Origin of the sequence: Methylococcus sp. ANG (genome assembly GCF_040730495.1) — a bacterium.
Taxonomy (GTDB): Bacteria; Pseudomonadota; Gammaproteobacteria; order Methylococcales; family Methylococcaceae; genus Methylococcus.
The window spans coordinates 331,591-357,084 of sequence record NZ_CP160399.1 but is presented as its reverse complement, the minus strand read 5'-3'; the positions used below and the strand labels follow the sequence as shown (position 1 = coordinate 357,084).

Below are 25,494 nucleotides of genomic sequence, written 5' to 3'. Positions count from 1 at the left end.
CGAGCAGGTTCCACTATGTTGAGCAAAGAACTCGAACAATCACTGAATTCGGCCTTCCGTACCGCATACGAGAAACGCCATGAATTCATCACCGTGGAGCACTTGCTGCTGGCCATGCTCGACAACGGCGCCGCCATCGAAGTCCTGCGTGCCTGCGGCGGCAATCTCGACCTGCTCCGGACCGAACTGAGCGAATTCCTGGATGAAACCACGCCGCTGATACCGGCCGGCGTCAAGCGCGATACCCAACCCACGCTGGGATTCCAGCGGGTACTCCAACGCGCGGCCTTCCACGTGCAATCGTCCGGGAAGAAGGAGGTCACCGGGGCGAACGTCCTGGTCGCCATCTTCAGCGAACAGGACTCGCACGCCGTCTATCTGCTGCACAAGCAGGACATCACCCGCCTCGACGTCGTGAACTTCATTTCTCACGGCATCTCCAAGGTGCGGGACGAGGCTGACGGCGCATCGAGGGGCGCCGCACCCGAATCCGAAGACGCCGAAAGCGGAGGCAGCGCCAACCCGCTCGAAAAATTCGCCACCAATCTCAACGAATCCGCCCGGCGCGGGAAAATCGATCCCCTCATCGGCCGCAAAGACGAACTGGAGCGTACCGTCCAGGTACTATGCCGCAGAAGGAAGAACAATCCGCTGTTCGTCGGCGAAGCCGGGGTGGGCAAGACAGCCATCGCCGAAGGTTTGGCGAAGAAAATCGTCGAAAACGACGTACCGGAAGTGCTCAAAGGCAGCACGATCTATTCGCTGGATCTCGGCAGTCTGGTGGCGGGAACCAAGTACCGCGGCGATTTCGAGAAGCGTCTGAAGTCGCTCCTGGCGCAGCTCAAGAAAGAGCCGAACGCCATCCTGTTCATCGACGAGATCCACACCATCATCGGCGCAGGCTCCGCCTCGGGAGGGGTGATGGATGCGTCCAACCTGATCAAGCCGGTCCTGGCCTCGGGCGAATTGCGCTGCATCGGTTCGACGACCTACCAGGAATACCGCGGCATCTTCGAGAAGGACCGTGCGCTGGCCCGCCGCTTCCAGAAAATCGATATACCCGAACCGTCGGTCGAAGAAACCTACCAGATCCTCAAAGGACTGAAGACGCGGTTCGAACAGCACCATGACGTCAAATACTCCCTCGCCGCGCTGCGCACCGCGGTGGAACTGTCGGACCGGTACATCAACGATCGCCATCTCCCCGACAAGGCCATCGACGTCATCGACGAAGCGGGAGCGAACCAGCGCCTGCTGCCTCCCTCGCGCCGCAAGAAGACCATCGGCACGGTGGATATCGAGGACATCGTTTCGAAGATCGCGCGGATTCCCGCCAAGACGGTGTCGGCCAACGACAAGGAAAAATTGCGCGACCTGGAATCCAACCTCAAGATGCTGGTCTTCGGCCAGGATGAGGCCATCTCCGCGCTGTCGTCGGCGATCAAACTGTCCCGCGCCGGTCTGCGCGATGGGCAAAAGCCCATAGGCTCATTCCTGTTTGCCGGCCCCACCGGCGTAGGCAAGACGGAAGTGACACGCCAGCTCTCCCACATGCTCGGCGTCGAGCTGATCCGCTTCGACATGTCGGAATACATGGAGCGGCATACCGTATCACGCCTGATCGGGGCGCCGCCGGGCTATGTCGGATTCGACCAGGGCGGTCTCCTGACCGAAGCCATCAGCAAGCATCCGCACGCCGTGCTGTTGCTCGACGAGATCGAAAAAGCGCACCCGGACGTCTTCAACCTGCTCCTGCAGGTGATGGATCACGGTACGCTGACCGACAACAACGGACGCAAGGCCGATTTCCGCAACATCATCCTGGTCATGACGACCAATGCGGGCGCCTTCGAGGGTGCCCGTCCGTCGATAGGCTTCACCCCGCAAGACCACTCCACGGACAGCCTGAAAGCGATCGAGCGGATATTCTCGCCCGAGTTCAGGAACCGCCTCGATGCGATCATCCAGTTCAACCCCCTCAGCACGGAAACGATCGGGCATGTGGTGGACAAATTTATCTTCGAACTCGAAGCCCAGTTGGCCGAGAAGCAGGTAGCCCTGGTAATCGAGCCGGACGGACGGGCGTGGCTGGCCGAGCACGGCTTCGACCCGAAAATGGGCGCGCGTCCGATGGCCCGCGTGATTCAGGAAAACATCAAGAAGCCGCTGGCCGAAGAAATCCTGTTCGGCCGCCTTGCGCATGGAGGTACGGTGCGCGTCGGCGCTTCGCCGGACAGGCTGACATTTACCTACGAAACGCGCCAGAAAGCCGCCGAGCCCGTGTGATCACGGGCTGGCGCTAGCGATGGCGGAAGGTGATACGAGCCTTGCTCAGGTCGTACGGGGTGAGTTCGACCTTGACGCGGTCGCCGGTCAGAATCCGGATATAGTTTTTCCGCATCTTGCCGGAAATATGGGCGATGACTACATGCCCGTTATCCAGCTGAACGCGGAAAGTCGTGTTGGGCAGGGTTTCAATCACCTTGCCTTCCATTTCGATATGATCTTCTTTCGACATCTGTTCGCAGGGTAAAAAAATTTCCCTAATTATAGCACGCTCGAAGGTAGCGGCTCATCCACTTCGAATCTGCGCCATCGATCCGTGACAAGCGCTTCCAAGGGCCTGTACTTCGCCTTGTATTCCATCTTGCGGCAACCGTCGATCCAATAGCCGAGATATAGCCAGTCCCGTCCCAGCCGCCGGGCCTCCGATATCTGCCACAAAATGGCCAGCGAGCCCGGACTTCGCGCCGCGGCATCGGGGTCGAAAAAGGTGTATACGGCGGACATGGCTCCGGGCACGTGGTCGACGACCGCCACGCCGAGCAAGTCCGAGCGTGAGCGAAACTCCACGAAGCGGGTTTCCGCCCAGGAGCTCCCCAGAAACGACCAATAGTCATCTCGCGATACTGGCGTGTCGGTGGGGTGCCGCACCGCCAGATATCGGACATAAAGCCGAAACTGCCGCTCGTCGAAGCGAGCGGCAGAAACATGAATCTCGATGTCCGCATTCCGCTTGAGAATGCGCCGCTGACCGCGAGTCAAATGAAAATCCTTCACGGGAAGGCGCACCGGAATGCAGGCGCTGCAGCCGATGCAGCACGGCCGGTACACCCAGTTTCCGCTGCGCCGGAACCCCCGTTCCAGCAGCCCACGATAGCTTTGCGGGGAAAGCGGCCGATCCGGCGAAACATAGGCAAAGCGCGCGTCCCGCCCCGGCAAGTAGCTGCACGGATGGTCAGGGCCCGTCCAAAGCACCGCCCGTTCCGGGTTCAAGGGAAGTCCGCCGGCGCATGTTTCCATGCTTCAGGATTAACGGGCATTTCCGAATATTCGGATACCAAGGCCTGAAATTCGCTGCGCGGAATGGCGGATGCCCCTAGACTGGCGAGATGCGAACTGTAAACTTGGCAGTCTATCATGTAGTAACCCCAGTCCGACAGGCAGGCCACCGCAAACGCCAGCGTCGCCTTCGAGGCATCCGTCACGCGGTGGAACATCGATTCTCCGTAAAAGATCCGCCCCATCGCCACTCCGTATAGCCCTCCCACCAGGCAGCCGTCCTGCCAGGCCTCGAAAGAGTGTGCAAAACCGGCGCGATGGAAGGCGACGTAGGCCGACCGCATGTCGGCGCTCAGCCAGGTTCCTTCCGATTTCCCACGCGGCTCCGCGCAAGCCCTTATCACCGCCCCAAAAGCACGATCGAAGCTGAATTGAAATATCCGCCGGCGCAAGGTCTTGCGCAGACTCCGCGAAATCCGCAGATTCGCTGGAAACAATACCAGCCTGGGGTCGGGCGACCACCATAGAATCGGATCGCCCTCACCGTACCAGGGAAATATCCCGCGCCGATAGGCGAGTTCCAGGCGAGCGATACTCAACGAACCGCCGACCGCAAGGAGACCGTTCGGCTCCTTCAATGCCCTGTCAGGGGGAGGGAACGCTTGCTGTTCGTCGTTGGAATCGATGAGGGTCAGCATCCGGATTCCTTTTTGAACGGCAGCCGACATTCGAGCGCCTGCATGTAACCTTCCATATGCAGACGCTCGGCTTCGACGTGACGCGCAATCGCCGCCCGCAAACGCGGATCGGCAATCCAATGCGCCGACCAGGTTGGCGTAGGCTCGAAGCCGCGGCTGACTTTATGCTCCCCCTGGGCGCCGGGCTGGAAGCAACTGAGACCCCGCTCCAGACAAAACTCCAGGCCCTGATAGTAGCAAACCTCGAAATGGAGAGAAGGCACGTCCTCCGACGCCCCCCAATAGCGGCCGTACAAGGTGTCCTCGCCCACGAGAAAGAAACCGGCGGCGACCAGATTGGACTTCCGTCTTGCGAGGACGAGCATGATCTTTTCGCCCATGGTCTCGCCGATGCGGTGAAAAAAGCCTGCGCTCAAGGCCGGATAGTTGCCGTGCTTGTCGAATGTGCTCCGATACAGGGCATGAAACCGGTTCCAAATCGCAGCGTCCACTTGGCTTCCGGCGATCCTTTCGATTTCTATCCCGGCATCGAGGACCTGACGCCGCTCCCGTTTCAGCTCCTTTCGCCTTTTCGCATTGAAGCGGTCCAGGAAATCCGCGAAGTCTCTGTAACCGGCGTTATGCCAGTGGAATTGGCACCCCATGCGCTGAACGAGCATCGGCGCTTCGAGCAGCACCGGATCGGTACAGAACAGCCAATGCATGGACGAGACGCCGACGGCCTCGCCCGCTTTGACGGCACGTTCCAGCATCGCCTCCCGTGAAGAATCCGGCACCTCCGCAGGCGCCAGCAGACGCCGGCCAGTGACGGGTGTGAAGGGCGACGCGATCACCCACTTCGGGTAGTACGCCTGACCGGCCCGCGAATGCGCTTCGGCCCATGCCCAATCGAATACGAACTCGCCGAACGAATTGGTTTTGATGTAGGCGGGCATGGCGGCGAACGGACCCCCCCCGCCCTTCGCAGCGAAGGAGAGGTGCATGGGAATCCAGCCCACGGCTTCACCCAGGCAACCGGTCTCCTCCAGCGCCGAGAGAAACTCGTGGCTCAGCGGTGCGTCGGGACTGCCGAATGTGTCCCACTGCTTCGCCGGCACCTCTGCCAGTCTCGAATGTGCACGTACGCTGAGTTCAGCGTTCATCCGCTGTCCTAGCCCCTCAAGCAAGCCTGTCCCTCACGGGTGCGAACGTGAAATAATACTATGATCAAAAGTCCCATAACGCACTCAAGATGGCACAATATATTTACACCATGAATCGGGTTTCCAAGATCGTTCCCCCCAAGCGGACGATCCTGGAAAACATCTCCCTCTCCTTCTTCCCGGGCGCCAAGATCGGCGTGCTCGGCCTCAACGGCGCCGGAAAATCCACCCTCCTTCGCATCATGGCGGGCGTCGACAAGGAATACGACGGGGAAGCACGGCCGCAACCCGGCATCAAGATCGGCTACCTGGCGCAAGAACCGCAACTGGATCCGGCAAAAACGGTGCGGGGAAACGTCGAGGATGGCGTCGCCGAGACCAAAGCCCTCCTGGACCGGTTCAACGAAATCAGTAACGCCTTCGCCGACCCGGACGCGGATTTCGACAAGCTCCTCGCCGAACAGGCCGAACTCCAGGACAAGATCGATGCCGCCGGCGCCTGGGAGCTGGACCGGAAACTGGAAGTCGCCGCCGATGCGTTAAGACTCCCGGACTGGGATGCCGACGTCACCAAACTCTCCGGAGGCGAACGCCGCCGCGTTGCCCTGTGCCGCCTGCTGCTGTCCAACCCCGACATGTTGCTGGTCGACGAGCCGACCAACCATCTCGACGCGGAATCCGTGGCCTGGCTGGAAAGGTTCCTCCAGGACTATCCCGGAACGGTCGTCGCCGTCACCCATGACCGTTATTTCCTGGACAACGTGGCTGGCTGGATTCTCGAACTCGACCGGGGCCGCGGAATTCCTTGGGAAGGCAATTACTCCTCCTGGCTGGAACAAAAGGAAGCCAGGCTGGAGATGGAAGAAAAGCAGGAAACCGCCCGCATGAAAGCCATGAAGGCGGAGCTCGAATGGGTAAGATCCAATCCGAAAGGCCGACACGCCAAAAGCAAGGCGCGTTTGGCCAGGTTCGATGAACTGAGCCAGAACGATGTACAGAAGCGGAATGAAACCAAGGAAATCTACATTCCGCCAGGCCCTCGCCTCGGCGATCTGGTCGTTGAATTCGAAGGCGTATGCAAGGGATTCAGCGGACGTATTCTGGTCGAAAACCTGAGTTTCCGGCTGCCTCCGGGAGGCATCGTCGGCGTGATCGGACCCAACGGCGCCGGCAAGACCACGCTGTTCCGCATGATCGCCGGTTTCGAATCGCCGGATCAAGGCTCCATCCGCGTCGGCCCAACGGTCAAACTGGCCTATGTCGAGCAGTTTCGTGAACATATGGACGACAATAAGACCGTTTGGGAAGAAATTTCCGACGGTCTGGACATGATTACGGTGGGAACCTATCAAACGCCCTCGCGCGCCTACGTGGGACGATTCAACTTCAAGGGTTCGGACCAGCAGAAACGCATCGGCGAACTTTCGGGCGGCGAACGCAACCGGGTCCACCTCGCCAAGCTGCTCCGCAGCGGCGGCAACGTCCTGCTGCTCGACGAACCCACCAACGACCTCGATGTCGAAACGCTCCGGGCTTTGGAAGATGCCCTGCTGGATTTTCCCGGCTGCGCGGTGGTGATCTCCCATGACCGCTGGTTCCTGGACCGCATAGCCACTCATATCCTTGCGTTCGAAGGAGAAAGCGAAGTGGTCTGGTTCGAAGGCAATTACGCCGATTACGAGGCGGACCGTCGCCGCCGCCTCGGCGACGAAGTGAACACTCCGCATCGGATCAAGTACAAGCGAATCGACGCCTGAGTCATCCGCCGAATGGCACCGGACCGCTCCGATCTCGTGCTGGCGGCGTTGCAAAGGCTGGCGGACGCCGTGGAACGCCTCGCGCCGCCGGTTCCTTCGGCTATCGATTGGACGTACAAAGCCTATCGTTGGAGCGGAGGCGGCTGCGAACCAGCTTTGAGGCCCGTGCGGCGACCTCATGACATCGGCCTCTGCGATCTTTTGTGCATCGATCGCCAAAAAACGGCGCTGGAGCGTAACACCCGGCAATTTCTCCGAGGCTTGCCAGCCAACAATGCGCTGCTTTGGGGCTCGAAGGGAACAGGAAAGTCGTCCCTCGTCAAGGCGCTGCTCCACGATTACGCCGAATCCGGACTCCGCCTCATCGAAGTAGACAAAGCCCATCTCGAGGAATTGCCGGAGATACTCGAGTATATCCACGACCGCCCCGAGCGCTTCATTCTGTTTTCCGACGATCTGTCATTCGAAAGTGAAGAACCCGGCTACAAGGCTCTGAAATCGGTGCTGGACGGTTCGACGAGTGTGTTGAGCGCCAATCTGCTGATTTACGCCACATCCAACCGCCGGCATCTGTTACCGGAATATATGGCGGAGAACCTGGAGACGCGTCCCGCTGGAAATGAAATCCACCCTGGCGATTCGGTCGAGGAGAAAATATCGCTGTCCGAGCGATTTGGCCTGTGGCTATCGTTCCATCCGTTCTCCCAGGACGACTATTTGGCGACGGTCGAATATTGGCTGGCGAAACTGGGAGCTCCCGACCTGAAAACCCATTGGAATGACATCCGGACGGAGGCATTACGCTGGGCGCTCACTCGCGGTTCGCGTAGCGGACGAGTCGCTTGGCAATTCGCACGCGACTGGTGTGGCCGGACGGCTCTCGGAGCCTGACCGGAAGTTCTCCGCGCTCCGTCCAGAACAAAATTCTCCATAAACAAAACCCCCGACCGTCACCGGCCGGGGGTTTTTGCTTTCACCGCCGGAAGGGGAGTCCCGAAGGCCCCCCCTTGGACGATTACATGAACGACGGGATCAGCGGTGCGTCGATCTGCACGATCTGACGGTTGCCTTCAGCGTCGAAGAAGAACAGCAGACCGGCGAAACGGCTGTCCGGGTCGTAGATGATGTCGGACAGACGATACACTTCCCACGCCGCGTCGGACGCCGTCACGTCGACCGTGCGGGTCTCACCGGGGGCCAGCGGGCTGTTGTCGCTGACGCTCAGACCGTCTTCGGCCAGCAGGTCTTCCGGATAGCCGGTGGTGTCCTTGTAGACGTTGGAATCCAGGAAACGCACCGAGGCGGTGTAGAACTCACCCAGCCGGATCGGGCTGTTGCCGTGGTTGGTCACGGTCAGCTTCATCCGCATGGCGCGGCCCGGTACCCGGTAGGTGGCGTCTTCCACTTTCACCGCCACCGTCGGCGCCGGCAGGTCGATCGGCTTCATGCCACGCATGGTACCGGCCTGCAGCGGGATGGTGATCGGGTACTTGCTGTTGGCGCTGGACATGGCCATGACCACGATCAGGATGGTGGCGGCCAGGAAGCCCATCGCCACCTTGCGGTCGGTGGTGGACACCAGTTCGTCCCCACGGCCCGCATCCACCATCAGCAGACGGGGGATGAAGATCGGACGACGCGACCAGTAGCCGATCCAGGCGAGGCCGATGGCGTACCAGAAGGCGTGCCAGAAGTAGGTGTTGCCTTCGTTGTAGTTCTCCAGGTCCACCGTCTGCCCGGTCAGGGTGGTGACGGGGTTCCGGAATTCGCTCATGGAGCCTTCCACGGTGATCCACTTGCCGGGGCCGATGATCGGTCCACCGCCCTGGACGTTCATCATGGTGTGTACGTGCCAGTCACCCGGACGCCGGGCTTTGAGGACGACCCGGAAGTCGTAGGTCTTGCCGATTTCCAGACGTACCGAACGCGGCACCAGCTGACCCCCGATGTACGATTCCTTGCGGACGAACACGGGGCCCGGCATGCCGACGTTGAGGAACGCGACATCCGGTTCGTCGACCGTCTCCGGCCAGCCTTCGAACACGTGGAACTTGCCTTTGATTTCCACGGTTTCGTTGACTTTGACTTTCTCTTTCGACCAGCTCAGGTCGTACCAGTGGATGGTACGCATACGCATGAACGCGGCCTGCGATTTCTCACCGTGGGCGGCGGCGTTCGGGGCGTAGAAACTGGTCGCTGCCACGGCGGACAGCAGTCCGATTGCAGACCATTTTGCAATCCGGTCCTTTATTGTTTTCATGATCTCTCCTCTTTCGAGTTCTTGCTGTTGGGTCACTCGCCGGCCTGTCGCCAAGCCGGACGGCGGTCTTTCACATGGGTCTTGCGTCGGCCCGATCTGTCAGGATCAGGTGCTCTGCAGGAACCGTTCGTTGGAGAACCAGCGACCGATGAAGTGCCACATGAAGTAGATCAGGATCGACATGAACGCGGAGAAGAATGCCGATACCGGGGCGACGTCCTTACCGAAGGTACGCAGGGTGCCCTTCTCTACCATGCGGATGTATTCCGGGGTGCCCGTGCGGACGTAGTTGTAGCCCTGGATGTCGGCGATCGACATCAGCATGCCGTTGTATTCCACCGGGACGTGCAGCGGCGCGATGATCGGCCAGTTGCCCGGGTAGAAGATCAGACCCCAGCCCATGGCGCCGACGATGGCGGTGAACAGGTAGCTGCCCGACAGCATCAGGACGGTGTCCAGGATGATGGCGCCCGGTACCAGCGAGGCGGGGAAGACGAAGTTGATCGGGAAGTAGGTCCAGCCCCAGAAGTTGAAGTAGCGGTTGATCCACTCACCCAGCAGCAGGCCGAGTACGCAGACGGTGGCGCCCCAGGGCAGACGATACCGTTCCCACAGGTAGGATTGGACGGCCGCCGGGAAGGTGATCAGCACGATCGGGGTCACGGTGACCCACAGTCGACGGTCTTTCCAGTCCGACCAGAAGTCCCAGTCGCCCATGGTGAGCATGGCGTGAATGTGGTACGAGCCCACGATCACGAAGAACACCACGAACAACGCCATCCAGTCGATGGTCCGGGACAACTGGACCGCTTCGGCGTGCGAACGAACCGCAGATTGCGCAGCACTCATTAAAGTTACCTCCAAATTTGTCGTTTCTTATTTTCGACGGTGCCCGGGAAAACCCCGGACACCCATCGCCGCGAGTCCTTTCCGGCCGCCGGACCGGCACGGAGCCTGTCGCCAGAACCCCAAAAAACCGGCCCGCCGGCCTGACAGTTCCTTATTTCGCGATCAAGCCTTCGTCCACGGCTTCACAGAGGGACTGTCCCAGTCCGCCCTGAGCGAAGCTGTAGAAGGTCTGGGTCAGCGTGCCCATGACGGCCAGCGCCAGCCAGCCGAAGATCACGAAGCCGTAGTGCAGCGGCGCCACGAACAGCTCTTCCATGAACCAGAAGGTGTGGCCCCATTCGTTCAGACCCACGTTCGGCAGAATCATGAACGGACCCACCACCAGCACCAGGTACGGCAGCGAAATGCCCTTCGCGAAGAACGGCAGACGCGTCTTGGCATAGATGAACGCCGCAAAGCCGGTGATGATGTAGATCGGGTAGCTCAGATAGAACTCGATGATGTGCGACGGGGTGAAGTCGGTGTCGCGCACGATCGTCTGATGCCAGGTGCCGTCCTGCTCGGTGAAGTAGGAAGCGCCCCAGTAGAGGGCCCAGGCGTAGGCCACCAGCCAGGTCAGGTGAGTGAAGTTGCGGCGCAGTTCTTCACGCGGGGTCAGCGCGGCCAGGTTGCGGTCGCGGGTCTTCCAGAGGTAACCCCACAGGATCGAAGCCGTCACGATTTCCAGGACGATCTCGGTGTACAGGAAGTTCATCCAGTAGGTTTCGAACTCCGGTGCGAACGAGTCCAGGCCGGCGGACCAGCCGTAGACGCCTTCGTACCAGCGCACCCACATGTAGAACACGGTATAGATAGCAATCGCGAAAACCAGCCACTTCTTGTCCAGCATCGGCGCTTCGGCCGCGGCTGCACCACCAATGGTTGTTGCTGCCATTGTTTTATCCTCCTCGTTATGGTTGAAAGGGGCCGGCGTTTCGGCCGACACCCCGCTTCTCTAATTCCCTATCTTTCCTGCCTCTAACGGGCGTTCTATTGGTCCCGCAACAGAGGCGGTTCCGGTCCGTCGGTGCGAGGGAGTCTATCACCCTTCATCAAACTGTCAAGGAAAATCTGCGACATTTTGACGCAGGGGTGGCTCCATATAAATCAATGGGTTGTGCAGCGCTTAATGCAGTATCCTCGATGGAATCGCCGCTTGGTCGAATCGTCACGCTTGCATAAAATCGGTCAGGCCGATCTTTGCAGGATATCCCGCCGTGAGTCATCAGTTGAACACCCGCCGTACCGTTCGATCGTTTGCGAGGTCCGCACACGTCGGTACGATCGCTGTCGCTCTCTGTCTCCCCGCCCGCGCCGAAAGCCCGGATACAGCTTTGGCGGCCCTCGGTTGTCTCGGCTGCCATGCTGAAGAGGGAGGGCAAGAAAACGGACCGCTTTCCGAGCTGACATCGCCACGCCGCTTCGAGGCGAAGGAGATAGCGTCCATGTTGCGGGACTATCGTGAGGGCAAGCGATCGGGCACCGTCATGAACCGGATCGCAGCCGGTCTCAAGGATGGTGAAATCGAAGGGATCGCCGGCTTTCTGGGAAAGAGGCCATGAATCCCCGGCGTCGATTCCTGCGTCTATTGGCGGCCTGCGGCTTGGGTTGGGGGTTGGGCGGATGCGCTTCCGGCAGGTATCGTCGCGGCACCGGCTCCGGCCAGGTCGTGGTCGTCGGGGGCGGCCATGGCGGCGCCACGGCAGCTCGCTATCTGAAGCTGATGAATCCCGACCTGACGGTCACGCTCATCGAGCCTCGCGACACCTATCTCTCCTGCCCCGGCTCGAACGAAACCGTCGCCGGCCTCAAAGACATGGGCACGCTCGTGCGCTCTTATGATTCGTTGCGACGGGAACTGGATATAAAGAAGGTCAACGCCCAGGCCACCCGGCTGGATCGGCCGCGACGGCGCGTAGTGCTGGCGGACGGTGCCGAGGTACCCTACGACCGGTTGGTCCTCTCTCCCGGCATCGACTTTCGCTGGGATGCGATAGAAGGCTATGACGAGGCGGCGAGCCGAACCGTTCCCCATGCCTGGCGAGCCGGTCCCCAGACCGCGATGCTCGCCCGGCAAATCCGCACGATGCCCGACGGCGGCCTGGTGCTGATCACCGCGCCCGCCAATCCCTACCGCTGTCCGCCTGGGCCCTACGAACGTGCCTCGCTCATCGCCTGTTACCTGGAGAAGTACAAACCCCGTTCCAAGATTCTGATACTGGACGCCAAGACCCGGTTTTCCAAGCAGCCGGCGTTCGAACAGGCCTGGCGCGAACACTATGGAGACATGCTGGAATGGATTTCCTCGGAAAAACAGGGGCGGCTGGAGCGGGTCGACGCCGCCGCGCGGACCGTCGAAACCGAATTCGACGCCTTCCGTGCGGACGTGCTCAACGTCATCCCACCGCAGAAGGCCGGGGCTTTGGCGGAACAGTCGGGTCTGACGGACACCTCCGGCTGGTGCCCGGTCGACCCCTTGAGCTTCGCATCTGTGTACGACTCAGCGATCCACGTCATCGGCGATGCCTGCCAGGCGGGCCCCATGCCCAAATCGGCCTTTTCGGCCAACTCCCAGGCCAAGGTCTGCGCGGCTGCCGTCGTCGCCTCGCTTGCCGGCGAGCCACCGCCGGAACCACTGCTGATCAACCACTGCTATAGCTTCGTCGCATCCGACGAAGCCATCTCCATCACCGGCGTCTACGGCTACTCGCGAAACGACGGCCAGCTCGAGACCCGATCGACCGGCGAGACGCCGCCTGGCGGCGACCGCAAGCGGGAGGCGATTCATGCCCGGGCCTGGCAGCGCAGTTTCAGAGCAGACGTCTTCGGCTACTGACGCCGCCCTGCCGGCGTCGAGCGCCAAGCCGCCGTCGCGCCACCAGAATCAGGACGAAACCGAGCAGGGCCGCGGCCAGCGAAAGATCGATCCAGACCCCGGACACCACCATGCTGGAAGCACTGCCGCCCACGAGCAAGACCGTTCCCGTCGCTGAAGCGATCCGGAGCCGCCGCGATTTGCGGTGAGACGGACGGGAAACCCGCACGGAACGGGAATTCGCGATTTCCGGAACGATCTCCGGAAACGGCTCATGATGGTCGAACGATGCCGGGTCCTCGACCGGCTCGATGTGAGTCACGACGGTGAGATTCGTCAGCGCGGCACACAGCGCCGCCTCGATCTCCTCCGCCAGATCGTGCGCCGCCTGCACCGTCCAGGCGCCGGGTACCAGAACGTGCACGCTCATGAAGCGATGCGCTCCGGACTGGCGGGTTCTCAAATCGTGAAAGCCGACGCCACGCGCGCGGAACGTCTCGAGAACTCCTCGTATCCTCTGGTTTTCTTGCGGCGGGAGCGAGGCATCGAGCAAGCCGGCGATGGAGCGCCGGAGGAGTCCGGCGCCGGTCCACACGATGTTCAACCCCACCAGTGCGGCAACGCCCGGATCGAAATCGTGCCAGCCGGTGAGACCGGCTGCCGCCACGCCGCATACGACGCCGACCGACGTCCAGACGTCGGTCAGCAGATGCTTCCCGTCCGCCTCCAGCACAATCGAGCCGGCTTTCCGCCCCACCGAAACCAGGAACCAGCCGGCCAGACCGTTGACCGCCGCCGCCGCCGCCGACAGCCCCAGGCCGAGATCGAGCGAAGCCAGTTCACGGGGATGCAGATAGCGGTCCCAAGCCGCGAACAGAATCGCCGCGGCAGCCGCGATGATCAGCACGCCTTCGAATCCGCTGGCGAAGTACTCGGCCTTGCCGTGCCCGAAATGGTGCTGCGCGTCCGCCGGCTGCGCCGAAAACCTCAGCATTGCCAGCGCCACGACCGCGGCCGACAGGTTGACTATCGACTCCAAGGCATCCGACAGCAGCCCCACCGATCCCGTGACCTGGTAGGCGGCGGCCTTGACCGCCATGGTGAAGAGCGCCACGAAGATCGACAGCCACGCGTACCGGGTCAGCGATTCCGGCCGAATCATCGCAATATCCGCGGAAGGTGAGGACTCAGGAAGACCCGGTATCCAGCGCCTTCGCCACGATGGCGCCGAGATTGCCCGGAAGATCGAGTTCCAGTGCGCGGGCCCGGGCCGCGTCCGACATCTTTCTCCAGGTCTTGCGGACGATGTCGATGAGCTTGGGTTCGTCGTGACCGGCGGCGAAGGGAGCGAAATAGTGCTCGAGGAAAACCAGGCAAGCCGTGTCCTCGAGAGTCTGCGATTCCGGGTCGGTGCGCAGATCCCGCTTGCTCAGCAGGCGCTTCACCCGCTGGATCGAACCTTCGTCGTAACCGACCCCGGCCATGATCAGCCCGAGCTGGTCACCGTGAAAGCCGTACAGGCGGGTCCGCCAACGCAGGTAACCCTCGCGGGTGCCGGGATAGTCGCTGCGCGGAATCTCCCATCGCCTGATATGCTGTCCCCGCGCCGCCAGCCGTAAAACTTCCGAAGCGCCGGGACAACTCCGTTCCAGGCATTCGGTCATCCGCCGGCCGTAGAGCAGCTCCTTGGGATGCGGCGCCCCCTCCCAATCCTCGAGATTCGGATCCTGGGCATTGGCGGCGTCGATCGCCTGCAGCGCCCGGTCGAAACGGTCGGAACTCATCGGATGCAACTCCGTGGAATACACTGGCCGCGGATTGTATCACCCGCCATCGGGCCGGCGCTCTCCCTCGTCGTTGACAAACCCCGACGACGGGCGCACCCTTTTCCCCGATGGGCGGAAGCGCCCATTAGAAACTCCTATCCTTAACCTCACGATCGGAGTCAAGCATCATGAAAACTAACGAACGCTTGATCTTAAGCACTGCCGCGGTACTGCCGTTGCTGGTTTCGGTGCCGGCGGAAGCGGTAACACCCCCGGATACTCAGAAAGGCGCATCCGGCATTCAGTTGACCGAGCAGCAGCTCGATGGTGTGACGGCAGGAGTCGAGTTACCCGAGTATTCCGGAGGTTGGCACCGGTGGCATCCACCCCTGGGTAATCCGATCTATAATCCGCCCTATAATGGTCCGGGCGAGGTCACCACGATGGCTCTCGGCGAGGAGGGCGGACCCGGAAATCTGCAAATGATTCCACTCTAATCAGGCCAGGGTCACCAGAACAGCCGTCTCCAGGAAACCGCAACGTGACGGCTATTGGGTTCCGAGCCGGTTTCTCCACTCGGATCTCAATGCCGCTCGTTGTAAACGGTTCACGCCGGTCCTGTGCCGAACTTATAAAGCGACCGGCGTGAACCGTTTTTGCGCTCAACCGGCATCGCAGGCCGTCACCACGCATGATTTCGCCATACTCGGCAGCCCAACCGAATTGGAAGTCGTCAGGCTTAGCGATTCCCTCTCCGAATTGGACCACCCGCCGCTTCTGATCGATACTTCGGAATTTCCCCGCCGACATGCTCTCGGCTTTTCCGATTGCGGCTGGCAGTACGATTCCGTAAGCCTGAACAGGATCAAGGCCTTTTTCCTGCGGAGCCTCCATTGCAACGACTGGCACAAGCAGGATTCCGGCAACGGTCACAAGGACGGCGAGCCGTTGCGCTTGCAGCTTCGGACATTGCGGGAAAAGGATTCGATGCTGGGAAGCCTCTTGCGGTGGGCGGTAACCCATGGAAAACCCGTGGTGAATCCCCTGAGCACCCTGCTTTGCCATTACTATAAATTGCACACCGTGGACCACCTGAAACAGGCGGGGATTCCAGTGCCGACGACTTTTGCGGGCAATGATTCCGAGTCGGTGAAAGGCTTTATCGCACGGCATGAGCAGGTGATTTGCAAACCTCTGGCGGGGGGTGGCGAGGCGGTGGCGCTCACCGCAGACGATTTGTCTGCGGAGTTCCTGGACCGGTTGTCGGAGGCGCCGGTCCTGCTCCAGGAACGCATCCATGGGACCGATGTCCGTGCCTATGTTCTGGGCGGCCAAATCATCGCCGCCGGGGCGCTGGTGACCGATCGGGTGGATTTCCGCACAGGTCCTCAGAACTTCGCGCCGACTCCCCTGAGCCCGGAGGAATGCCTCGACCTGGTCAAGACCGCGCGGGCCATGCACCTGGCCTTCGCCGGTATCGATTTCAAGCGCACCGATGCCGGCCGCCACGTCATCCTCGATGTCAATCCGGCGCCGATGTTCGCGGGTTTCGAAAGGCTCACGGGGCTGGACATCGCGGGACCGATTGCGAGATTTTTGATCGAGATGGTGGAGTAGTGCAGAAAATCCCAATTCGCCCGGTTTTTACATCAGGAACAGCAAAGGAGAATGCACTCATGACCGGAGATTTTCGTGAAGTCCCTCCATGCTCGAAGCCTTCGGGCAAGCGCTGGGCCGGCTGCGGGCATGACTTTCTGGTCGCCTTCCGCTGCGAGGGCCGCGGGGTCTGCCCCTCGTGCAGCACCCGGCGGATGGTCGAGACGACACCTCTGGTGGCTCACGTGTTTCCCGAGCTGCCGGTGCGGCAGTGGGTGAAGCGGCGCAGCGCTCCCGTGGCCTGGACGTGCCCGGCGGTTTGGTGCGGCGACGTTTGTCCACTGCTTCGGCTCCGCGCTCAATGCCAATCTGCACACCGATGAAATACGTCCGGGTATTTCACCCAACGGGTCGCCCCGCGGTCCCAATCTGCTCCCGGCAGATCGGTCACTGTTGCGTCATCGATGGCGTGTTCAGCGCAAAAGAGGAGGGCTTCCGGTCTCATCCGGCGTTCCCTGACCGGCGGCGCCATCGCGCGGGGCCAGCAGCAGACCCGGCTAGTCCTTGTGTCGCGCCACGTTAACGGGCATAATGCGCCTTCTCTGATGAGCAGCCGGCTCACCGATTCTATGGCAAGCCGCATCGGTCCCCTCGCAATGATACGCTGTGAACCCCGCCAGGCCCGGAAGGGAGCAACGGTAGCAGCGGACTCGTGTGCCGGGGTGTGGCTGGTGCGGTGAGCCACCCATTCCCTACTCTTCCGCCGCAACCCCATGCTCTACCAGGCACTTGCGCGTAAGTGGCGACCCCACAACTTCACCGAAGTCGTCGGCCAGGAACATGTCGTCAAGGCGCTGACGCATGCGCTGGAAGCCGGTCGCATGCACCATGCCTATTTGTTCACCGGCACCCGCGGCGTCGGCAAGACCACGCTGGCCCGGATTCTGGCCAAGGCGCTCAACTGCGAAGACCTCCAAGGGGCGAATCCCTGCGGCCGCTGCCTGATCTGCCGGGAAGTGGACGAGGGCCGTTTCATCGACCTGATCGAGGTCGACGCCGCATCCCGCACCAAGGTCGAGGACACCCGAGAACTCCTGGAGAACGTCCAGTACGCCCCCAACCAGGGACGCTACAAGGTCTACCTGATCGACGAAGTCCACATGCTCTCCGGGCACAGCTTCAACGCCCTGCTGAAGACCCTGGAGGAACCGCCGCCGCACGTGAAATTCCTGCTGGCGACCACCGATCCGCAGAAGATCCCGGTCACCGTGCTGTCGCGCTGCCTGCAGTTCAACCTGAAGCGGCTGACTCCGGAACAGATCCGCACGCAGATGGCGCAGATCCTCGCGGCGGAGAATCTGGAGTTCGAGCCGGGCGCCGCCAAGGCCCTGGCCCGCGCCGCCCAGGGCAGCATGCGCGACGGCCTCAGCCTGCTGGACCAGGCCATCGCGCACTGCGGCGGCCGGCTCACCGACACCGGCGTCAGCGCCATGCTCGGTACCGTGTCGCGGGAGCCGGTCTACGGCCTGCTCGAGGCGCTGGCCGACGGCGCCGCCGACGCCCTGCTCGAGGTGTCCGCCGCACTGGCCGAGTTCTCTCCGGATTACCAGGACGTGGTGCAGCAACTGCTGGCGATCCTGCACCAGGTCGCGATCGCCCAGTTTGCGCCGGATGCCGTCCGCCGCGACGACGAAGCCGAGCGTGTCCAGGAACTCGCGCGCCGCCTCGCGCCGGAGGATACCCAGCTCTACTACCAGATCGCACTGCAGGGGCAGAAGGACCTGCAGCTGGCGCCGGACCCGCGCGACGGCTTCGAGATGCTGCTGTTACGGATGCTGGCCTTCCGCCCGCACTCCGGGGCGGACGCTACACCGAGGACCGCCCCACCGGCGGCGCGGACGCCGTCCGATGCCGGCATCCGGGAGCCGCGCAGCATCCCGGAAGGACCCCGTCATGCCGCCGTTCCGCCCGTCGCCGAAACGGCAGCACCCTCCGCGAAGCCTGCCCCGGCCGGCACAGGCCGGGATTGGCCGCGGATGATAGAGGCCATGAACCTCGCCGGCATGACCCGCCAGCTCGCCAGCCATTGCGTGCTGCGTACACTGACCGAACAGACCTGCGAGCTGGCGCTGGACCCCAGGCAGGCGCAGATCCACACGCCAACGGTGACGAACAATCTCGAGGCCGCCTTGCAAAAGCTCCTCGGCCGCCCCATCAAGTTGACGATACGCAGCGAATCCTTGCGGGAGGAAACGCCCGCCGCCGCCGACCAGCGCGCGCAGGCGGAGAGGCAGCGCGAGGCCGAACTCGAAATCGAAAACGATGCGACCGTCCACGCCCTGAAGGACATGTTCGGCGCGCAGATCGTGGCCGGCTCGACCCGGCCACTGGACAGCCACGAAAACCCGAGGTAACCCATGAAAAACCCGTTGGCCAACCTGATGCAGCAGGCACAGCGCTTCCAGGAGACCTTCCAGAAGACCCAGGAAGAGATAGCGGCGACCGAAATCCATGCCGAATCCGGCGGCGGCCTGGTGAAAATCCGCATGAACGGCAAGCGCGAAGTGCTGAAGGTGGAAATCGATCCCAGCCTGCTCCAGGAGGAGCGCGAAGTGCTGGAAGACCTGATCGCCGCAGCCTTCAACGACGGCGTGCGCAGGGTCGCCAAGCTCAAGCAGGAGAAGATGGCAGGACTGACGGGAAGCCTAGGCATCCCGCCCGGCTTCAACATGCCGTTCTAATCCCGCATGCGGCAATCCGGCGCCATTTCCGAGCTGATCGAAGCGCTGCGCTGTCTGCCCGGCGTCGGGCCCAAGACCGCCCAGCGCATGACGCTGCACTTGTTGCAGCGCGACCGCGATGCCGCCGCCAGGCTGAGCGAAGCCCTCCGCCATGCCCTGGACAAGGTGGGTTTGTGCGGCCAGTGCCGCACCCTGACCGAGCACGCACTGTGCGAGCATTGCGCCAATCCCGGCCGAGACCGGTCCCTCCTCTGCATCGTGGAATCGCCGGCCGAGGTGTTCGCGATCAGCCGCTCCACCGGCTACAAGGGCCTGTTCTTCGTGCTGAACGGACGGCTCTCGCCGCTCGACGGCATCGGCCCCGAAGAGCTGGGGCTGGACGTCCTGGAGAAACGGCTGAAGGAGGACGGCGTCGCGGAACTGATCCTGGCGACCAACACCACCGTCGAAGGCGAAGCGACCGCCCATTACCTCAGCGACATGGCCCGGCGGCACGGCGTCCGGACCACCCGGATCGCCCACGGCATCCCGTTCGGCGGAGAACTGGAATACGTCGACGGCGCCACGCTTTCGCATGCCTTCGACGGCCGCAAGGATTTCTAAAAAACCCCATCCACCCAAGGAGCCGCACATGCCGCAATGTATCTTCTGCCAGATGGTCGCCGGGGAAATCAAACCCGCCGTGGTCTACGAGGACGAGCTGACTCTGGCGTTCCGGGACATCAATCCGCAGGCGCCGGTGCACGTGCTGGTGATTCCCAAGGCGCACGTCGCGAACCTCAACGAGCTGCCGGCGGATGCGCCGGGCTTGGCCGCGGCGCTGTTCGAGACGGTCAAGCGGGTCGCTGCACTGGAAGGGATCGCCGAATCCGGCTACCGCACGGTGGTCAACTGCCTGGGCGATGCCGGCCAGGCGGTCGACCACCTGCATCTGCACGTTCTCGGCGGCCGCCGCCTGCACTGGCCGCCAGGCTGATCCGCCCGTAGCCGGAACGGGCGGAAGGGTAAAGCCTATTCGCCGCCGTCGGCGGGATTCAGCTCGGTGCCGAGGATGGACCAACTGTCGGGATTGGTCTGGTCGTCGCCCGTCATGCGCAGTTTGCACACGAATTTCTCGGCGGTCCGGCCCTGCTCGGAATCGACCAGCACCTCGGACCGCAGAATGTAATTTCTGCCGCCCAAAGCCCAGGCTTCGTATTTGTCATCCAGGAATTCCGAGTTCTCTGGCACCACGTGGTCTTCCAGCATCGCGGCCTTGCAATGCAGGTAAGCGAAGTCGGTGCGGACATTCTTGACCTTGCCGAGCTGCTCTTCCTCTTCCTCCTTCATGTCGAAGAGGTCGGATTCAAGAACCTTCATCACGAATGGCGTCACGCCCTTGTTCTGCAGCACGTAAAGGCCGACGATGAATAAAACCAATAATAGGAGGGAGATGTTCCGGCGCATGATGCTCCTCTTGTTTTGTTCTGCTTTTGTTCTGTTTGCCAGGAATCCGGGGACCTCTTGGGGAGACACCACGGAAAGCAATCAATTGTGCGGCACCGCTGCCGAAATGTATACCGGCGCCGCCGAAACCTTTGCGATTTTCAAGCCATGAACCAGCCCTCCAGCCTCGTCGTCGCCATCTCCTCGCGCGCGCTTTTCGACCTCGACGAATCGCACCGCATCTTCGAGCAGGAAGGCCGGGAAAGCTATTGCCGCTACCAGATCGAGCATGAAGACGAAATTCTGGCGCCGGGCGTCGCCTTCCCGCTGGTCCGCAAGCTCCTGGCGATGAACGACCGGCTCGGCACCCCGCTGGTCGAAGTCATCCTGCTCTCGCGCAACAGCGCGGACACGGGGCTTCGGATTTTCAACTCCATCCAGCACCACGGACTGGACATCACCCGCGCGGCCTTTACCGGCGGCCGGTCTCCGTTCAAGTACGTCGCGGCCTTCGGCGCCCATCTGTTCCTATCGGCGGATGCCGGCGACGTCGCCGACGCGCTCAACGACGGCCAGGCGGCGGCCACCATCATCACGGCCCCCGCCCGCAGCAGCGAGTCCGACCAGTTGCGCATCGCCTTCGACGGCGACGCCGTGCTGTTTTCGGACGAATCCGAACGCATCTACCGCTCGGCGGGATTGGAAGCCTTCTCCGAGAACGAACGCGCCACCGCGCGCGAACCGTTGCCCGGCGGCCCGTTCCGGAATTTCCTCGCGGTGCTCCATCACATTCAGACCCAGTTCGATGCCGACAGTTCGCCGCTGCGTACCGCCCTGGTGACGGCCCGCGGCGCACCCGCTCACGAGCGGGTGGTGCGGACGCTGAGGGCCTGGAACATCCGGATCGACGAGGCGCTGTTCCTCGGCGGGCGGGACAAGAGCCAGTTCCTGGCCGCTTTCGGCGCGGACATCTTCTTCGACGACCAGAAAAGCAATTGCGAAGCGGCCAGCCGCCATGTGGCGACCGGCCACGTGCCGCATGGCGTGGCCAACCAGCCTAGCTGACCGGCAGCTTGTACGGCTGCCCGTCGATTTCCCGAACCAGGCGCGGCACGAGATATCCCGGCAGCCGGCGGCGCAAGGCTTCGTGCAGATCCCGGGCCTCCGCTTCCGGAACTTCGAAATGGGCGGTGCCGCGCACTCGGTCCAGCAAATGCAGGTAATAAGGCAGCACCCCCCGTTCGAACAGGCATTCGCTGAGTTCGCACAAGGTCCCGACGGAATCGTTCACCCGCCTCAGCAACACGGCCTGGTTCAGCAGCATCAGGCCCGCACGCCGCATGGCGGCCAGCGCGCCGCCGGCCTCGCCGTCCAGTTCCCGGGGATGATTGGCGTGAATCACCACCACGGTCCGCAGCCGGTGGCTGGAGAGGACTTCCAGCAATCTCTCATCGATGCGGGACGGCAACACCAGTGGCACCCGGCTGTGGATACGCAGCCGCCGCAAGTGCGGAATCGCCGCGAGCTGGCCGGTCAGCCGCGCCAGGCGGTCGTCGCTCAGCAGCAGCGGATCGCCGCCGCTCAGAACGATCTCGCCAAGCTCCGGATCCCGCGCAATGTAATCCAGGGCGGCCTTTTCCCGCTGCCGGGTGAACTGGCTTTCGGCATAGGGGAACTCGCGGCGGAAACAGTAGCGGCAGTGGATCGCACAAGCCCCCGTGGTTATCAAGAGCGCCCGGCCCCGGTATTTGTGCAGCAGGCCGGGCACCTTGAGGGCGTGCCGGTCGCCGACCGGGTCGCTGACGAAACCCTCGGGCGACGCCAGTTCCTGCGCACGCGGCAGAACCTGCCGGAGCAGCGGGTCATGGGGGTCGCCCGGCCTCATCCGCCGGGCGTAGGCACGCGGAACGCGGAATGGAAACCTTTCTGCGGCCTCCGCGGAAAAGGGCACGGTGGTGCCCAGAAAATCCAGCAGTTCCCGAACGCTGCCAAAACCCTCGGCCAGCTCGGCCTGCCATTGCTCACTCATGTCGTCTACCGTCCCTGACCGGGGCTGCGCGGTTTCGCGATAAAAAACGGTCCATTATAATGGTCTGTATTTTTTTCAGATGCACTGACCCGAGGTATGCATGGCCATTGTTAGCACGAGTGAATTCAAGAACGGTATGAAGGTGATGCTGGACGGCGATCCCTGCACGATGCTCGAAAGCGAGTTCGTCAAGCCGGGCAAGGGCCAGGCCTTCAACCGGGTCAAATTGCGCAACCTCAAGACCGGACGGGTGATCGAACGGACCTTCAAGTCCGGCGATACCCTGGAAACCGCCGACGTGGTCGACGTGGAGATGCAGTATCTCTATAACGATGGCGAACTCTGGCATTTCATGGTACCCGAGTCGTTCGAGCAGTACGCCGCCGAGCCGACTGCCGTCGCGGACGCCAAGAAATGGCTGAAGGAACAGGACATCTGCATCCTGACCCTGTTCAACAACGTCCCGCTGGCCGTGCAGCCGCCCAATTTCGTGGAACTCACCATCACCGAAACCGACCCCGGCGTGCGCGGCGACACGTCCGGCGGCGGCGGCAAACCCGCCACCCTGGAAACCGGCGCCGTGGTCCGGGTACCGCTGTTCGTCCAGACCGGCGAGGTCATCAAAGTGGACACCCGCACGGGGGAATACGTCTCCCGTGTCAAATAGGGCGCCATCCGACTGGCGTCCGTCCTGTCCGCCGGCGATGCTGCGCCGGCGGGCGGAACTCCTGCGGAAAATCCGGCAGTTCTTTGCCGAACGGGAAGTGCTGGAAGTCGAGACGCCCCTCCTCTCGCACGCCACCGTGACCGATCCGCACCTGAGCGTTTTCTCCACCGGTTACGGCAGCGGCGCATCGAGGCGGCTGTTCCTGCAAACCTCCCCGGAATTCGCGATGAAGCGGCTGCTGGCCGCCGGCAGCGGTTCGATCTATCAGATATGCAAAGCCTTCCGCAACGACGAATCCGGCCGCTTCCACAACCCCGAGTTCACCCTGCTGGAATGGTACGGGGTCGGTTTCGGGCTCGATGAACTGATCGAAGAAACCGATGCGCTGTTGCGGGCGCTGAGCGAAGGCGTCCGCCCCCTGGCGCCGTCCGAACACCTGAGTTACCGCGGGGCCTTTCTGGCGCATGCCGGCATCGACCCGCTGGAGGCCGGGTTCGGCGATTTCGCCGCCTGCGCCGCGAGCCATGGCTTGCAGGAAGCGGCGGCGATCTGCGGAACGGACCGCTCGATCTGGCTCGACCTGCTGTTCAGCCATCTCGTCCAGCCGCATCTGGGACGGGACCGTTTCACGTTCGTGCGCGATTTCCCGGCGATTCTGCCGTCCCTGGCCAGGTTCAAGCCGGACGATGAGCGGCTGGTGGAACGGGCGGAGGTATTCCTGGACGGGATGGAGCTGGGCAACGGGTTTTTCGAACTCAACGATCCGCTAGAGCAGGAACGCCGCTTCGACCGGGACATCGCGGCCCGCATCGATGCCGGCCTTCCCGCTCGGGAAAAGGACTACCGCCTCCTGGACGCCCTGAAAGCCGGCCTGCCCGATTGCGCCGGCATCGCCCTCGGAATCGACCGGCTGCTGCTCGGTCTCCACCGGCTGGACGCGATCGCCGACACCCTGGCGTTCCCCCTGGCGAAGGCCTGATCCGGTTGAGCTTATGGGGAGATCCGCACCCGCTGGTGCCCCTCCGGCGTCCAGCGCAGGAATTCGCCTTCGCCGCGCCACTCCGCCAGCACGATCCGGCGGACCGGACGGCCGCCGCAGGCCAGCTCATGATCCGCCGGACGGTGGGTGTGGCCGTGGACCATGACCTCTACGCCGAAACGCCCGAATATCCGCTCCACCTCGGCGGCGTTGACGTCCATGATCTCCGGCGCGTTGCCGCGCTTGTCGAGCGCCGAGCGCAGGCGGTACCAGCGCGCGTAGAGCCTGCGCGCCCACAAAGGCTTGCCCAGGGCATGGCGCTTCCATCCGTCGGTGCGGATCCGCGCCCTGGCCTGCTGATATTTGAGATCGTCCGTGCACAAGAGGTCGCCGTGCGTGACCAGCACTTTGCGGCCGTACAGGTCGATGACCGCGTAATCTTCGAGCAGGGTCGCCCCGGTGGCCCCAGCGAAACCCGAGCCAACCAGGAAATCGCGATTGCCCTGCTGGAAGAACACCTGGGTGCCGGACTGCGTCAGCTCCCGGAGACTTTTCCGAACGGCGCCGGCGGGAAAAGCGGTGTCGTCGTCGCCGATATAAGCGTCGAACAGATCGCCGAGTATGTACAAAGCCTCGGCGCCTCGGGCATGACCGGCGATGAAATCCTGGAACAGGCGGACCCGCCCGGGCCCCGCCGCGCTCAGGTGCAGATCGGCAATGAACAGCGTCTCCGGTCTCAAAGTCTGCTCCGTGGATTCCGAGGGAAAAGCGCCGGTTCGGCCAAACGGCAGAGTAAAGTGCTTGAGAATCTGGGGGTTTATCTCCTCGAGGCATTTATGTTAGCATACGCGGACTGATGAGACGGGTCTTCCAGCCTGGAGGACCAGGTCCCGAACGGCGCCCCTTGCGGGCGTTTTTAGTTTCTGAAGGAACGGGATAACAACATTGGGCCTTGCGCCCTTTTTTTGTGGGCCGGAAACTGACCATGCGGATGCCCGAACACTTGCAGCGATTGATCGAGCCCGTCGTTACCGGGTTGGGTTACGAACTGGCGGGAATCGAATTCGACGCCCGCGCCAGGATTCTGCGCGTCTATATCGACCATCCCGACGGGATAGATCTCGACGACTGCTCGAAGGTCAGCTACCAGCTCAGCGGCATGCTGGATGTGGAAGATCCCATCCCCGGCCAGTATCAGCTGGAAATATCGTCGCCCGGCCTCGACCGTCCGCTGTTCGCCATCGAGCATTTCGAACGCTTCACGGGCCGCCAGGTGCGGCTGCAGACGGTGCGTTCCCTGGATGGCCAGCGCCGGTTCAAGGGCCGGATCGCGGGCGTTCGGGAGGGAGTGATCGACATCGAGGACGACAACGGCCTGCATGCCATCCCTTTCGACCTGATCGACAAGGCCCGGCTCATACCCGAATTTGATATCTGACATTGTAGGAC

Annotated in this window: 28 protein-coding genes, 1 other RNA gene and 1 pseudogene; 18 read left to right on the top strand and 12 right to left on the bottom strand. The window is 62.4% G+C overall.

Annotated features, from left to right (window positions below; all coding sequences use genetic code 11):
- Positions 1–15: 15 nt before the first annotated feature.
- Positions 16–2,286, top strand: coding sequence for an ATP-dependent Clp protease ATP-binding subunit ClpA (clpA, locus tag ABZN20_RS01690; protein WP_367026584.1), 2,271 nt, complete (start codon positions 16–18; stop codon positions 2,284–2,286).
- 13 nt (positions 2,287–2,299) lie between these two features.
- Here clpA and infA read toward each other — a convergent pair whose 3' ends face one another.
- From infA to ABZN20_RS01670, 4 genes are read right to left on the bottom strand one after another with little or no spacing between them, the layout of a single operon-like run.
- Positions 2,300–2,518: a translation initiation factor IF-1 gene (gene infA / locus ABZN20_RS01685; protein WP_010961043.1), complete on the bottom strand. Its 219-nt coding sequence runs from the start codon at positions 2,516–2,518 to the stop codon at positions 2,300–2,302.
- 29 nt (positions 2,519–2,547) lie between these two features.
- Complete coding sequence (locus ABZN20_RS01680; protein ID WP_367026583.1) at positions 2,548–3,303, bottom strand: arginyltransferase; 756 nt, start codon at positions 3,301–3,303, stop codon at positions 2,548–2,550.
- On the bottom strand, positions 3,273–3,980 hold the full coding sequence (gene aat / locus ABZN20_RS01675) for a leucyl/phenylalanyl-tRNA--protein transferase (RefSeq protein WP_218806408.1): 708 nt from the start codon (positions 3,978–3,980) through the stop codon (positions 3,273–3,275). Before aat ends, ABZN20_RS01680 begins: the two co-directional genes overlap by 31 nt.
- Entirely contained in the window at positions 3,974–5,122 is a 1,149-nt protein-coding gene (locus ABZN20_RS01670) for a GNAT family N-acetyltransferase (RefSeq protein ID WP_367026582.1), read from the bottom strand. The genes aat and ABZN20_RS01670 overlap by 7 nt, the downstream gene beginning before the upstream one ends.
- Before the next feature lie 89 nt (positions 5,123–5,211).
- On the opposite strand from ABZN20_RS01670, the gene ettA reads away from it, so the two are divergent.
- Both ettA and ABZN20_RS01660 read left to right on the top strand, forming a co-directional pair.
- Positions 5,212–6,879 (top strand): energy-dependent translational throttle protein EttA, encoded by a 1,668-nt coding sequence (ettA, locus tag ABZN20_RS01665; RefSeq protein WP_367026581.1) that lies wholly within the window; start codon positions 5,212–5,214, stop codon positions 6,877–6,879.
- 12 nt (positions 6,880–6,891) lie between these two features.
- Complete coding sequence (locus tag ABZN20_RS01660) at positions 6,892–7,770, top strand: ATP-binding protein (protein ID WP_367026580.1); 879 nt, start codon at positions 6,892–6,894, stop codon at positions 7,768–7,770.
- A gap of 124 nt (positions 7,771–7,894) precedes the next feature.
- On the opposite strand, the gene amoB is transcribed toward ABZN20_RS01660, so the two are convergent.
- The 3 genes from amoB to amoC form a co-directional block, all read right to left on the bottom strand.
- The gene (amoB, locus tag ABZN20_RS01655; protein ID WP_218806405.1) at positions 7,895–9,139 is read right to left on the bottom strand and encodes a bacterial ammonia monooxygenase, subunit AmoB; all 1,245 of its coding nucleotides are present in this window, start codon (positions 9,137–9,139) and stop codon (positions 7,895–7,897) included.
- A 105-nt stretch (positions 9,140–9,244) separates the two neighbouring features.
- Positions 9,245–9,988: a bacterial ammonia monooxygenase, subunit AmoA gene (gene amoA, locus ABZN20_RS01650; RefSeq protein WP_218806404.1), complete on the bottom strand. Its 744-nt coding sequence runs from the start codon at positions 9,986–9,988 to the stop codon at positions 9,245–9,247.
- Positions 9,989–10,139: 151 nt separating this feature from the next.
- Positions 10,140–10,922: a bacterial ammonia monooxygenase, subunit AmoC gene (gene amoC / locus ABZN20_RS01645; RefSeq protein ID WP_367026579.1), complete on the bottom strand. Its 783-nt coding sequence runs from the start codon at positions 10,920–10,922 to the stop codon at positions 10,140–10,142.
- A 322-nt stretch (positions 10,923–11,244) separates the two neighbouring features.
- On the opposite strand from amoC, the gene ABZN20_RS01640 reads away from it, so the two are divergent.
- Positions 11,245–11,589, top strand: coding sequence for a c-type cytochrome (locus ABZN20_RS01640; protein ID WP_255556367.1), 345 nt, complete (start codon positions 11,245–11,247; stop codon positions 11,587–11,589).
- The gene (locus ABZN20_RS01635) at positions 11,586–12,863 is read left to right on the top strand and encodes an NAD(P)/FAD-dependent oxidoreductase (protein ID WP_367026578.1); all 1,278 of its coding nucleotides are present in this window, start codon (positions 11,586–11,588) and stop codon (positions 12,861–12,863) included. The genes ABZN20_RS01640 and ABZN20_RS01635 overlap by 4 nt, the downstream gene beginning before the upstream one ends.
- Here ABZN20_RS01635 and ABZN20_RS01630 read toward each other — a convergent pair.
- On the bottom strand, positions 12,838–14,004 hold the full coding sequence (locus ABZN20_RS01630) for a cation diffusion facilitator family transporter (RefSeq protein ID WP_218806401.1): 1,167 nt from the start codon (positions 14,002–14,004) through the stop codon (positions 12,838–12,840). The two genes, ABZN20_RS01635 and ABZN20_RS01630, sit on opposite strands and share 26 nt — an antisense overlap.
- A 25-nt stretch (positions 14,005–14,029) precedes the next feature.
- Positions 14,030–14,626, bottom strand: coding sequence for a DUF4202 domain-containing protein (locus tag ABZN20_RS01625; RefSeq protein WP_218806400.1), 597 nt, complete (start codon positions 14,624–14,626; stop codon positions 14,030–14,032).
- Positions 14,627–14,796: 170 nt separating this feature from the next.
- On the opposite strand from ABZN20_RS01625, the gene ABZN20_RS01620 reads away from it, so the two are divergent.
- The 8 genes and pseudogenes from ABZN20_RS01620 to ABZN20_RS01585 all read left to right on the top strand — a co-directional run bounded on the left by ABZN20_RS01620 (position 14,797) and on the right by ABZN20_RS01585 (position 19,921).
- A complete protein-coding gene (locus ABZN20_RS01620) occupies positions 14,797–15,105 on the top strand; it encodes a hypothetical protein (RefSeq protein ID WP_367026577.1) in 309 nt (102 codons plus the stop codon).
- A gap of 148 nt (positions 15,106–15,253) precedes the next feature.
- Complete coding sequence (locus ABZN20_RS01615) at positions 15,254–16,225, top strand: ATP-grasp domain-containing protein (protein WP_367026576.1); 972 nt, start codon at positions 15,254–15,256, stop codon at positions 16,223–16,225.
- Between the two features lie 110 nt (positions 16,226–16,335).
- Positions 16,336–16,482, top strand: a pseudogene (locus tag ABZN20_RS20065) (transposase zinc-binding domain-containing protein); the annotation flags it as partial.
- 362 nt (positions 16,483–16,844) lie between these two features.
- Positions 16,845–16,941: signal recognition particle sRNA small type (gene ffs, locus ABZN20_RS01605), an RNA gene on the top strand.
- Between the two features lie 36 nt (positions 16,942–16,977).
- Positions 16,978–18,618 carry a DNA polymerase III subunit gamma/tau gene (gene dnaX, locus ABZN20_RS01600; protein WP_218806397.1) on the top strand — a complete coding sequence of 547 codons (1,641 nt, stop codon included), beginning with the start codon at positions 16,978–16,980 and terminating at the stop codon, positions 18,616–18,618.
- Between the two features lie 3 nt (positions 18,619–18,621).
- On the top strand, positions 18,622–18,945 hold the full coding sequence (locus tag ABZN20_RS01595) for a YbaB/EbfC family nucleoid-associated protein (RefSeq protein ID WP_218806396.1): 324 nt from the start codon (positions 18,622–18,624) through the stop codon (positions 18,943–18,945).
- A gap of 6 nt (positions 18,946–18,951) precedes the next feature.
- Entirely contained in the window at positions 18,952–19,548 is a 597-nt protein-coding gene (recR, locus tag ABZN20_RS01590) for a recombination mediator RecR (RefSeq protein WP_218806395.1), read from the top strand.
- A 28-nt stretch (positions 19,549–19,576) separates the two neighbouring features.
- Complete coding sequence (locus tag ABZN20_RS01585) at positions 19,577–19,921, top strand: histidine triad nucleotide-binding protein (RefSeq protein WP_218806394.1); 345 nt, start codon at positions 19,577–19,579, stop codon at positions 19,919–19,921.
- A 35-nt stretch (positions 19,922–19,956) separates the two neighbouring features.
- Here the strand turns inward: ABZN20_RS01585 and ABZN20_RS01580 are convergent, their stop codons facing one another.
- Complete coding sequence (locus ABZN20_RS01580) at positions 19,957–20,391, bottom strand: hypothetical protein (RefSeq protein WP_367026575.1); 435 nt, start codon at positions 20,389–20,391, stop codon at positions 19,957–19,959.
- Here ABZN20_RS01580 and ABZN20_RS01575 point away from each other — a divergent pair.
- Both ABZN20_RS01575 and ABZN20_RS01570 read left to right on the top strand, forming a co-directional pair.
- Entirely contained in the window at positions 20,390–20,542 is a 153-nt protein-coding gene (locus ABZN20_RS01575; RefSeq protein ID WP_367026574.1) for a hypothetical protein, read from the top strand. The two genes, ABZN20_RS01580 and ABZN20_RS01575, sit on opposite strands and share 2 nt — an antisense overlap.
- Positions 20,539–21,435: a 5'-nucleotidase gene (locus tag ABZN20_RS01570; RefSeq protein ID WP_367026573.1), complete on the top strand. Its 897-nt coding sequence runs from the start codon at positions 20,539–20,541 to the stop codon at positions 21,433–21,435. The genes ABZN20_RS01575 and ABZN20_RS01570 overlap by 4 nt, the downstream gene beginning before the upstream one ends.
- Here the strand turns inward: ABZN20_RS01570 and epmB are convergent.
- Positions 21,428–22,399, bottom strand: a complete 972-nt coding sequence (gene epmB / locus ABZN20_RS01565; protein ID WP_367026572.1) for an EF-P beta-lysylation protein EpmB — start codon at positions 22,397–22,399, stop codon at positions 21,428–21,430. The genes ABZN20_RS01570 and epmB overlap by 8 nt on opposite strands.
- A 100-nt stretch (positions 22,400–22,499) precedes the next feature.
- On the opposite strand from epmB, the gene efp reads away from it, so the two are divergent.
- Both efp and epmA read left to right on the top strand, forming a co-directional pair.
- Entirely contained in the window at positions 22,500–23,066 is a 567-nt protein-coding gene (efp, locus tag ABZN20_RS01560) for an elongation factor P (protein ID WP_218806389.1), read from the top strand.
- Complete coding sequence (gene epmA / locus ABZN20_RS01555) at positions 23,056–24,045, top strand: EF-P lysine aminoacylase EpmA (RefSeq protein ID WP_367026571.1); 990 nt, start codon at positions 23,056–23,058, stop codon at positions 24,043–24,045. The genes efp and epmA overlap by 11 nt, the downstream gene beginning before the upstream one ends.
- Positions 24,046–24,056: 11 nt before the next feature.
- On the opposite strand, the gene ABZN20_RS01550 is transcribed toward epmA, so the two are convergent.
- Positions 24,057–24,785 carry a UDP-2,3-diacylglucosamine diphosphatase gene (locus ABZN20_RS01550; RefSeq protein WP_367026570.1) on the bottom strand — a complete coding sequence of 243 codons (729 nt, stop codon included), beginning with the start codon at positions 24,783–24,785 and terminating at the stop codon, positions 24,057–24,059.
- Between the two features lie 245 nt (positions 24,786–25,030).
- On the opposite strand from ABZN20_RS01550, the gene rimP reads away from it, so the two are divergent.
- A complete protein-coding gene (gene rimP, locus ABZN20_RS01545) occupies positions 25,031–25,483 on the top strand; it encodes a ribosome maturation factor RimP (protein ID WP_218806386.1) in 453 nt (150 codons plus the stop codon).
- Positions 25,484–25,494: the final 11 nt, after the last annotated feature.

Coding starts and splice junctions, on each gene's coding strand:
- clpA (WP_367026584.1), top strand. CDS start 16: ATGTTGAGCAAAGAACTCGAACAATCACTGAATTCGGCCTTCCGTACC.
- infA (WP_010961043.1), bottom strand. CDS start 2,518: ATGTCGAAAGAAGATCATATCGAAATGGAAGGCAAGGTGATTGAAACC.
- ABZN20_RS01680 (WP_367026583.1), bottom strand. CDS start 3,303: ATGGAAACATGCGCCGGCGGACTTCCCTTGAACCCGGAACGGGCGGTG.
- aat (WP_218806408.1), bottom strand. CDS start 3,980: ATGCTGACCCTCATCGATTCCAACGACGAACAGCAAGCGTTCCCTCCC.
- ABZN20_RS01670 (WP_367026582.1), bottom strand. CDS start 5,122: ATGAACGCTGAACTCAGCGTACGTGCACATTCGAGACTGGCAGAGGTG.
- ettA (WP_367026581.1), top strand. CDS start 5,212: ATGGCACAATATATTTACACCATGAATCGGGTTTCCAAGATCGTTCCC.
- ABZN20_RS01660 (WP_367026580.1), top strand. CDS start 6,892: ATGGCACCGGACCGCTCCGATCTCGTGCTGGCGGCGTTGCAAAGGCTG.
- amoB (WP_218806405.1), bottom strand. CDS start 9,139: ATGAAAACAATAAAGGACCGGATTGCAAAATGGTCTGCAATCGGACTG.
- amoA (WP_218806404.1), bottom strand. CDS start 9,988: ATGAGTGCTGCGCAATCTGCGGTTCGTTCGCACGCCGAAGCGGTCCAG.
- amoC (WP_367026579.1), bottom strand. CDS start 10,922: ATGGCAGCAACAACCATTGGTGGTGCAGCCGCGGCCGAAGCGCCGATG.
- ABZN20_RS01635 (WP_367026578.1), top strand. CDS start 11,586: ATGAATCCCCGGCGTCGATTCCTGCGTCTATTGGCGGCCTGCGGCTTG.
- ABZN20_RS01630 (WP_218806401.1), bottom strand. CDS start 14,004: ATGATTCGGCCGGAATCGCTGACCCGGTACGCGTGGCTGTCGATCTTC.
- ABZN20_RS01625 (WP_218806400.1), bottom strand. CDS start 14,626: ATGAGTTCCGACCGTTTCGACCGGGCGCTGCAGGCGATCGACGCCGCC.
- ABZN20_RS01620 (WP_367026577.1), top strand. CDS start 14,797: ATGAAAACTAACGAACGCTTGATCTTAAGCACTGCCGCGGTACTGCCG.
- dnaX (WP_218806397.1), top strand. CDS start 16,978: ATGCTCTACCAGGCACTTGCGCGTAAGTGGCGACCCCACAACTTCACC.
- ABZN20_RS01595 (WP_218806396.1), top strand. CDS start 18,622: ATGAAAAACCCGTTGGCCAACCTGATGCAGCAGGCACAGCGCTTCCAG.
- recR (WP_218806395.1), top strand. CDS start 18,952: ATGCGGCAATCCGGCGCCATTTCCGAGCTGATCGAAGCGCTGCGCTGT.
- ABZN20_RS01585 (WP_218806394.1), top strand. CDS start 19,577: ATGCCGCAATGTATCTTCTGCCAGATGGTCGCCGGGGAAATCAAACCC.
- ABZN20_RS01575 (WP_367026574.1), top strand. CDS start 20,390: ATGATGCTCCTCTTGTTTTGTTCTGCTTTTGTTCTGTTTGCCAGGAAT.
- ABZN20_RS01580 (WP_367026575.1), bottom strand. CDS start 20,391: ATGCGCCGGAACATCTCCCTCCTATTATTGGTTTTATTCATCGTCGGC.
- ABZN20_RS01570 (WP_367026573.1), top strand. CDS start 20,539: ATGAACCAGCCCTCCAGCCTCGTCGTCGCCATCTCCTCGCGCGCGCTT.
- epmB (WP_367026572.1), bottom strand. CDS start 22,399: ATGAGTGAGCAATGGCAGGCCGAGCTGGCCGAGGGTTTTGGCAGCGTT.
- efp (WP_218806389.1), top strand. CDS start 22,500: ATGGCCATTGTTAGCACGAGTGAATTCAAGAACGGTATGAAGGTGATG.
- rimP (WP_218806386.1), top strand. CDS start 25,031: ATGCGGATGCCCGAACACTTGCAGCGATTGATCGAGCCCGTCGTTACC.